The following is an 8,037-nucleotide window of genomic DNA, read 5'->3' on the forward strand; positions in this document are numbered from 1 at the left end:
GACCCGATGGCTTCAGAGACAGAGGCGCTCCGCCTGGTCGGCCTCCTTGAGAACGAACTCATCCGCCGGCGGGGACCGATCGACCGGCACAACGACTACTACCGCGGCAAGCACCCGCTGAAGTTCGCCTCGGATGAGTTCGCGAAGTTCCACGGCGAGCGCTACGCCGATTTCTCCGACAACTGGGTGCAGGTGGTTGCCGACGCTCCCGTCGAGCGGCTCACCGTTACCGGGTTCCAGGCCTCCGGCGAGGTCTCGGCGGACGCCGAGCTGTGGAGGGTGTGGCAGGTCAATGGCCTGGACGCCGACTCGCAGCTCGGGTTCCTCGGATCGATCACCGGCGCCCGCACGTTCGTCCTCGTCTGGGGCGACCCTGACGACCCGGACATGCCCGTCGTCACGTTCGAGGACGCGAGTCAGTGCATCGTCGGCTACGAGCCCGGATCCCGCCGCCGACGGCGTGCCGCGCTGAAGCGCTGGCAGGACGGAGCCGAGGACTACGCGACCCTCTACCTGCCCGACGAGGTGTGGAAGTTCTGCCGGCCCCTGCAGCGCCAGGACAAGTCACCGCAGATGGCCGACGTCGACGAGGAGCTGAAGCGCTGGCAGCCGCGGGAGCTCCACACCGAGCCGAACCCGCAGCCCAACCCCATGGGCATGGTCCCGATGGTGGAGCTCCCCAACAAGCCGATGCTCGTCGAGGAGCCGATCAGCGACGTCTCCGGCGTCGTCGCCATGCAGGACGCGATCAACCTGTTGTGGGCCCAGCTATTCACCGCCTCGGACGCAGCCTCTTTCCCGCAGCGCGTCATCATGGGCGCCGAGCGCCCGACGATCCCGAAGCTGAACACGGCCGGGGAGATCGTCGGCAAACAGGCTGTCGACCTCGCCAAGTTCCAGGTGGACAGGGTCGCCTGGATCACCGGAAAGGACGCCCGTATCGCCGAGTGGCAGGCCGCCAACCTCGCCATGTACACCGGCATCATCGAGACCGCTGTCGGCCACCTCGCAGCCCAGACGCGCACTCCGCAGCACTACCTGATCTCGGCCATGTCCAACATCGGCGAGGGCACCCTCCTCGCCGCCGAGACCGGCCTGGTCAAGCGCTGTGACCAGAAGATCCTGTGGCTCGGGCAGGGCTTGCGCGAGGTCGCCCGGCTGATCGCCCTGGCCAAGGGACAGACCGCGCTGGCCGAGAAACTGCGCTCGGGCCGGGTCCTGTGGGCGGACACCGAGTCGCGCAGCCACGCGCAGATGGCCGACGCGCTGCTGAAGCTGAAGCAGCTCGGGTTCCCCTTCGAGTGGCTGGCGCTGCGATACGGCCTGACTCCCACGGAGGTCGCCGACGTCATCGCCATGCGGGAGCGGGAGATGGAGGCCGACCCGGTCTCCGAGATCACCCGCATGATGGCCAACCAGCCCGGGCCCCCGCCCGCGCCCGGCGACGTCGAGGAGGAGCCGGCCGAGGCCGACGAGGAGGAGGTCGATCGTGAGCCCGTCGGCTGACGCCGTCGCGCACATGGAGGCCCGCCGCCGGCTGGCCGCCGCGACGTCACGCGCGGTCCGCGCGATGTGGCTGCGGGTCGACCGCGACAACATCCACACCTCATGGCTCGGCCTGTTGGTCAACGTCCTGGCGCTCGTCTCGGGCGGCCAGCTCGCCGCGGCCTCCACCTCGGAAGCCTGGCTGGACGGTCTCCTCGGCCCCGATCAGGACCGGCCCGATACGGACCGGCTGATCCCCTCCTCCCTCGTCGGGGTCACCGGCAACGGCCTGGCCCTGGCCGACGTCCTGATGTCGCCCATGTGGTCCGCGCTGCGCCTGATCACGCGCGGGGTGCCGGTCGTCCACGCGATGGCGCGCGGCCAGGCCCTCCTCGACCTCCTCGTGCGCACGGCCGTCGCCGACGCCGGGCGGGCGGCCGACTCGGTAGCGATGGTGTCCCGGCCGGCGGTCACGTCCTACATCCGGGTCGTGGAGTCCGGCGCGTGCAACCGGTGCATCGTCTTGGCCGGCCGCGAGTACGGGGTGAGCTCGGCGTTCGCCCGGCACCCGCGGTGTCACTGCTCGATGGAACCGGTGACCCGCGATCACCGGCCCGAGCCCACCAGCCCCGAGGACGTCGTCAAGACCATGTCGGACGCGCAGCTGCGCAAGACGTTCGGCGAGGCCGGGGCGAAGGCCATCAAGGACGGTGCCGATGTCGCCCAGGTCGTCAACGCCCGCCGCGGCATGACCTCGGCCACCGTGTTCGGCCGGACCGTGCAGGCCACCACCGAGGGCATCACCCGCCGCGGCATCGCCGGCCAGCGCCGCAAGAACTTCGAGAAGCTGCCCGGCAACCGGTACCGCACCGCCAGGACCCCCCGGCTCATGCCCGAGGAGATCTACCGCCAGGCCGATGACCGCGAACACGCCGTGCGGCTCCTGCGCCGCAACGGCTACATCGTCTGACCCCCGCGCCCGCGCGCAACGCGCACGCGCCCACACCCGCAACGGGAGTACCCATGGACCGCAGCACCCTGCCCCGCCACGCCCGCGCGCACGCGCCCGGGTGGGCCCACCCCTACGCCGTCGGCCCGCTCTCGCCGGTGCTCTACGCCGACGGCGGCGAGGGCGATGACGACGGCGCCGAGGACGAGGACGAGGAAGGCAGGGGCGACGACCAGGGCGAGGGCGGCGACGGCCAGGACGGCGACGACGACGCGGACCCGGCCGGCGCCGACGAGCTCGGCGACAAGGGCAAGCGGGCGCTGGCCTCCATGAAGGGGAAATGGCGGGCGGAGCGGGACCGGGCCAGGCAGCTGGAGCAGCGCCTGGCCGAGAAGGACGGCGCCGACGAGGCCGAGACGATCCGCCGCAGGGCCGAGCAGGAAGCCGTCACGAAGGCCAACGCTCGCATCATCCGGTCCGAGGTGAAGGCGGCCGCAAAGGGTGTCCTCGCCGACCCGGCCGACGCGTACAAGTTCCTCGACCTCGGACAGTTCGAGGTCGACGAGGACGGCAACCTCGACGAGGACGAGGTCGCCGATGCGATTCAGGAACTGATCAAGTCCAAGCCCTACCTGGCAGCCGCAAAGGCCACTCGGTTCCAGGGCACTGGCGACGGCGGAGCGGCGCGCAAGGCGTCCCGGCCGAAGCAGCTCACCCGAGCAGACCTCAAAACCATGTCCGCCGAGGACATCGACCGCGCCAGTGTTGACGGCCGGCTCGATGACCTCATGGGCGGCAAGTAGGCCAGGAGGCCACCATGACCGTTCGTAACTTCGTCCCCGAGATCTGGAGCAGCAGGCTCCTTGTCGGCACCCGCAAGGCCCTCGTCTACGCGGCCCCCAACGTCGTCAACCGCGACTACGAGGGGGAGATCAGCGAGGCGGGCGACACCGTCCGCATCACCTCCGTGTCCCGCCCGGCGGTCGGCACCTACGTCCCCGGCTCCACCGTCATCACGCCGGAGAAGTTGCAGACGGGCCAGCGCACCCTCGTCGTCGACCAGGCGAAGTACTGGGCGTTCATGGTCGACGACGTCGACAAGCGGCAGGCCAAGTCCACGCTGATGCCGCAGGCCATGAGTGAGGCCGCCTACGGGCTGGCCGACGTCATGGACCAGTACGTGGCCGGCCTGTACACGCAGATCGCCGCGTCCAACTTCCTGAACGTGGTCGGCTCTCCGATCGACACGTACACCGCGCCCACGGACGTGTACGACAAGGTCCTCGTCCCGCTGCGGACCAAGCTCACCAAGGCCAACGTGCCCACCCTGGGGCGGTACGTCATCCTCCCGCCCGAGGCCTACGGCTCCCTGCTCCTGGACTCCCGGTTCATCAAGTCGCAGGAGGCCGGCACCGACGCGGGTCTGCGTAACGGCCTGGTCGGCCGGGCCGCCGGCTTCGACATCTACGAGTCGAACAACTGCCCTGTCCCGACCGGTGACACCACCGTCGTGCAGGCCGGTGTGAAGGAGGCCATCACGTTCGCCGAGCAGCTCAACAAGACGGAGGCGTACCGCCCCGAGTCCTCGTTCTCGGACGCCGTCAAGGGCCTGGCCCTGTACGGCGCGAAGGTCATCCGCCCGGACCACCTGGCCGCCGCGTTCATCAACCCCGCCGCCTGATCGGAGCCTGACCCATGGCCACCACCCTGATCCCGTACTCCAACCTGGTGCCGAACGGGAACCTCGCCCAGCCCGCGGGCACGACCACCGTCGTCGCCCCGACCAACAACATGAAGGTCGCCGACGCCTTCGCCGAGCTCACCGTCCTGCGCGTGGTGAACACCGGTGTGCAGCAGGTCATCAAGGTCAAGGCCGGCAGCGGCCCGCAGGCCATCGCCGCCGGGCAGGGCGACCTGTCCGTCACCGTCGCCGCGACGACCGGTGTGCAACTCATCGGCCCGTTCGAGTCCGGCCGCTTCATCCAGGCGGACGGCTCGCTCCTCATCGAGGCCGCGACCGTGGACGCCACGATCACGGCGTTCAAGATCCCGAGGAACACCTGATGGTCGAGACGATTCACGTGCGCGGCGAGGGCGGGGCCGTCATCGCGATGGACCTGCCCCTGCCCGAGGCCATCGCCGAGCGGTACGCGAGCGGACTCCTGGTCCGCGTCAACGCCGACGGCTCCCCGCACACGCCCACACGGGAACCGGCCGACGTCGACCCGGGCCCGGGCACCGGCGACGGGACGGCACCCGACCCGAGCCGGCCCGCCGTCAACGCGCCCAAGGCCGACTGGATCGCCCACGTGGTCCGCCGCGGACTCCTGTCGGCGGACGACGCGGCGAACTACACCAAGGCCGACCTGATCGACCTGGCCAGCTAGCCGACCCGGGAGGCGACGCCGTGGCACTGTCCCCCCTGGCGACCGTCGAGGATCTGTCCGCGCGCGGCCTGGTCCTCGACGTCGCCGAAACCCCGATCGTCGAGGTGTATCTGGACGTCGCCTCGACCGCGGTACGCGAGGCGGCCGGGGCGCCCATCTCGGCGACGACGTCAACCATCGTTCTCGAGGGCGAGCAGGACAGCCGGCTGCGACTGCCGGGCCTGCCCGTCACCGCCGTCGCCGCCGTCGCCTTGGACGGCGTCGCGGTGACGGACTGGCGGCTGCGCTCACAAGCCCTGTGGCGGGCCGCCGGATGGACCGGTCCGGACGGCCCGTCCGAGGTGGAGGTGACCTACACCCACGGCCTGCCCACCGTGCCCGCCGACATCGTCGACCTGGTCTGCCGTATGGCCGCGGCGGCCCTGGTCACCTTCCGCTCGCAGGACGACGGGACCGGACTGGCCGCCGACAAGATCGTCACCTCCGAGCGGCTCGGGGACTGGGCCGTCACCTACGCCGCCGACGGCCGGCTCACGGAGATGGAACTCCCCCAGCACTGGCGCGAGCGCCTGGCCGCGCGCTTCGGAGGCGGCATCGACCTGGCGAGGTCGCGGTGATCGGCCCCGGCCGGCACCTGAACCGCCGCCTGAACGTGTGGCGTCCGGCCACCACCGGCGACGGCGCCGGCGGCCAGGAAACCGTCCTCGCCCTGCAGGGCACCGTCCGCGCCAAGGTCGACCTGCCCTCGAACGCGGACCGGATGCTCGCCGCCCAGGCGGGCAGCCCGCACGACCACACCGTGTATCTCGACCCGCGCGCCGACGTGCGCCGCGGCGACGAGCTGCGCGGCACCGACCAGCTCGGCCACGACCAGGTGTTCCGGGTCCTGGCCGTGGTCGCCCCCTCCACCCCCGTCTACCGCCGGGCAGCCTGCGAGCTGATCCAGCGGGAAGGAGCCTGACCGTGGCCGCTCTCGCGCTCACCGTGGTGCCCGTCGCCACCGGACTCACCCTCGACACCAGCGCCGTCACCGCGACCGCCCTCGGCGACACCGCGCCGTGCGGCAGCAACCGATTCCTGTACGTCTTCAACGGCGACGCCTCGTCCAAGACCGTGACCGTCAACACCCCGGGCACCGTGTCCGGGGTCGCGATCGCCAACGTCGCCGTCACCGTCGCCGCCGGCAAGACCGCCGCCATCCCCCTGACCAACATCTTTCGGGGCGCCGACGGCCGGGCCTCGATCACCTACGACTCGGTCACCGCCGTCAAGGTCGCCTGCTTCGAGCTCGGCACCTGATGGCCGACCAGCCCCCGCCCCTGCCCACCGAGCCGGCCGACTGCAGACGCCGCGCCGAGGAAGACGGCCCCAGCGGCGAGCGCCTGGTGTGGGCGCTCCTCGCCGTGGCCGGCGAACTCGCCGACCTGCGCCGGCTCCTGGCCAAGAGGAGATAGCCGTGGCCGTCACCGTCCGAGTCGTGGGCCTGGAGCGTCTCGCGCAGCGCCTCGACGAGCTGCCCGAGGAGATCAAGCAGGCGCTGGTCCGCGCGGTGAAGGAGAGCGCCGAGTCCGTCAAGAAGGACGTACAGAGCACTGTCCGCCTCGACACCGGCAACCTCCGCGAGAAGGTCGACATCACGTACAAGGACGGCGGCTTGACCGCGGTGATCGGATGGAACGACGCCGACACCGCCCGGTACGCCGTGGTCCATGAGTTCGGCAACCGCCGCATCTCCGCACGGCCGGCTCTCGGGCCCGCGCTGGAGATCGAGCGGACACGGATCGAGGCGCGGATCCGTGACGAGGTGCGGCGGGCCGTCCGGTGACCGAGGCGCCCACCGGCCTGGGGCCCGTGCAGGCGGCCCTGTACGGGCGCCTGACCGGTGATACAGCCGCGCTCGGGACCCTGATCACCGGCGTGTTCGACTACGTTCCCGAGGCCGTCGCCTTCGACTATGTCGTGATCGGCGAGGCCACCGAGATCCCCGACAACCGACACGGCGGCTTCGGCCGCCAGACCACGATCACCCTTCACGTCTGGTCCCGGTACCGCGGGCACTCGCGCGGCCAGCGCATCGCCGCCCGGATCACCGAGCTGCTCGACCACCAGCCGCTCACCGTCGCGGGCCTGCACCACGTGAGCACGCGGTTTGAGTTCTCTCAGACCCTCACCGACCCGGAACCCCCCGGGGACATCCGCCACATCGTGCTGCGCTTCCGCGTCATCACCGAACAGGAGTAGCCATGTCTGGAATCAACGGATTCGGCACCGCGTTCCAGCGCGGCGACGGCGCCGGCCCCGAGGTCTTCACCTCCATCGCCGACACCACCAACATCAGCGGCCCCGGCCTGTCCCGGGAAACCATCGACGTCACCAGCCACAGCAGCCCGGATGCCTGGATGGAGTTCATCGGCGGCCTCAAGGACGGCGGCGAGGTGTCCCTCGACGTGAACTACGCCCCCGCCATGCACGACGTCCTCATCGGCGACTTCGACGACGTCGACCCGCGCAACTACCGCGTCGTCTTCCCCGACCCGGACACCACGACCTGGAGCTTCAAGGCCGTCATGACCGGCTTCGAAAGCGAAGCCCCGTATGACGACAAGCTCGCCGCGTCCTTGACGTTCAAGGTGTCCGGCAAGCCGACCATCTCCTGACCCCACCCCTGAGACACCCGAGAGAGAGGCGCGGCCGTGGCCCTGCTGACACGAGCACAGATCGACGCTGCGGACGACCGGACGTGGGAGGACATCCCGGTCCCCGAGTGGAAAGGCGAGGTTCGGATCCTGGGCCTGTCCGGCACCGAACGGGATGCCTACGAGGCGTCCATGGTCCGCATGGGCTCACAGGGCAACGTGCAGAGCGTGAACCTCTTGGACAGCTCGGCGCGGCTCCTCGCCAAGTGCCTGGTCGACGAGGACTTCCAGCGCCTGTACACCGACAAGGAAGTGAAGGCCCTCGGCCTGAAGAACGGCGCAGTGATCAAGGTGTTGTACAAGCACGCGCAGCGGCTGTCCGGCCTGGGCAAGAAGGCGACCGAGGACGCGGCGGGAAACTCCGAGCCCGCCCAGAGCGGGTCTTCTACTTCCGACTAGTGCTGCACCGCGAAAGTTCGTGGAGGGGGGTTGGGCCGGTCAGGCCGGGCTGCCGAGGTAGAGGGTGCCGGCGCAGGTAAGGCAGTCCTCGGGACTGCCGATGGGGAGGCCGGTGGGGAGG

The 8,037-nt window shown here is 70.5% G+C and carries 14 protein-coding genes; all 14 read left to right on the plus strand.

Going from position 1 to position 8,037, the window contains the following annotated elements:
* The first annotated feature begins 6 nt into the window (after nt 1-6).
* From OTB19_RS32405 to OTB19_RS32470, 14 genes are read left to right on the plus strand one after another with little or no spacing between them, the layout of a single operon-like run.
* Entirely contained in the window at nt 7-1,506 is a 1,500-nt protein-coding gene (locus tag OTB19_RS32405; RefSeq protein WP_267802257.1) for a phage portal protein, read from the plus strand.
* Nucleotides 1,490-2,455, plus strand: coding sequence for a hypothetical protein (locus OTB19_RS32410; RefSeq protein ID WP_267802258.1), 966 nt, complete (start codon nt 1,490-1,492; stop codon nt 2,453-2,455). The genes OTB19_RS32405 and OTB19_RS32410 overlap by 17 nt, the downstream gene beginning before the upstream one ends.
* 53 nt (nt 2,456-2,508) lie before the next feature.
* Nucleotides 2,509-3,237: a hypothetical protein gene (locus OTB19_RS32415; protein ID WP_267802259.1), complete on the plus strand. Its 729-nt coding sequence runs from the start codon at nt 2,509-2,511 to the stop codon at nt 3,235-3,237.
* A gap of 14 nt (nt 3,238-3,251) precedes the next feature.
* Nucleotides 3,252-4,115, plus strand: a complete 864-nt coding sequence (locus tag OTB19_RS32420; protein ID WP_267802260.1) for a P22 phage major capsid protein family protein — start codon at nt 3,252-3,254, stop codon at nt 4,113-4,115.
* A 14-nt stretch (nt 4,116-4,129) separates the two neighbouring features.
* Nucleotides 4,130-4,498 carry a hypothetical protein gene (locus tag OTB19_RS32425; protein WP_267802261.1) on the plus strand — a complete coding sequence of 123 codons (369 nt, stop codon included), beginning with the start codon at nt 4,130-4,132 and terminating at the stop codon, nt 4,496-4,498.
* Entirely contained in the window at nt 4,498-4,821 is a 324-nt protein-coding gene (locus OTB19_RS32430) for a hypothetical protein (protein ID WP_267802262.1), read from the plus strand. Before OTB19_RS32425 ends, OTB19_RS32430 begins: the two co-directional genes overlap by 1 nt.
* Nucleotides 4,822-4,841: 20 nt before the next feature.
* Nucleotides 4,842-5,438 (plus strand): hypothetical protein, encoded by a 597-nt coding sequence (locus OTB19_RS32435; RefSeq protein ID WP_267802263.1) that lies wholly within the window; start codon nt 4,842-4,844, stop codon nt 5,436-5,438.
* Nucleotides 5,435-5,782, plus strand: coding sequence for a head-tail adaptor protein (locus OTB19_RS32440; RefSeq protein ID WP_267802264.1), 348 nt, complete (start codon nt 5,435-5,437; stop codon nt 5,780-5,782). The genes OTB19_RS32435 and OTB19_RS32440 overlap by 4 nt, the downstream gene beginning before the upstream one ends.
* Before the next feature lie 2 nt (nt 5,783-5,784).
* Nucleotides 5,785-6,120, plus strand: coding sequence for a hypothetical protein (locus OTB19_RS32445; protein WP_267802265.1), 336 nt, complete (start codon nt 5,785-5,787; stop codon nt 6,118-6,120).
* Nucleotides 6,120-6,275, plus strand: coding sequence for a hypothetical protein (locus tag OTB19_RS32450; protein ID WP_267802266.1), 156 nt, complete (start codon nt 6,120-6,122; stop codon nt 6,273-6,275). Before OTB19_RS32445 ends, OTB19_RS32450 begins: the two co-directional genes overlap by 1 nt.
* Before the next feature lie 2 nt (nt 6,276-6,277).
* Nucleotides 6,278-6,646 carry an HK97-gp10 family putative phage morphogenesis protein gene (locus OTB19_RS32455; RefSeq protein WP_267802267.1) on the plus strand — a complete coding sequence of 123 codons (369 nt, stop codon included), beginning with the start codon at nt 6,278-6,280 and terminating at the stop codon, nt 6,644-6,646.
* A complete protein-coding gene (locus OTB19_RS32460; RefSeq protein ID WP_267802268.1) occupies nt 6,643-7,062 on the plus strand; it encodes a DUF3168 domain-containing protein in 420 nt (139 codons plus the stop codon). Before OTB19_RS32455 ends, OTB19_RS32460 begins: the two co-directional genes overlap by 4 nt.
* A gap of 2 nt (nt 7,063-7,064) precedes the next feature.
* On the plus strand, nt 7,065-7,478 hold the full coding sequence (locus OTB19_RS32465; protein WP_267802269.1) for a phage tail tube protein: 414 nt from the start codon (nt 7,065-7,067) through the stop codon (nt 7,476-7,478).
* Between the two features lie 36 nt (nt 7,479-7,514).
* A complete protein-coding gene (locus OTB19_RS32470) occupies nt 7,515-7,916 on the plus strand; it encodes a hypothetical protein (protein ID WP_267802270.1) in 402 nt (133 codons plus the stop codon).
* The last annotated feature ends 121 nt before the right edge of the window (nt 7,917-8,037 follow it).

Origin of the sequence: Streptomyces sp. H27-H5, assembly GCF_026627505.1 — a bacterium.
GTDB lineage: Bacteria > Actinomycetota > Actinomycetes > Streptomycetales > Streptomycetaceae > Streptomyces.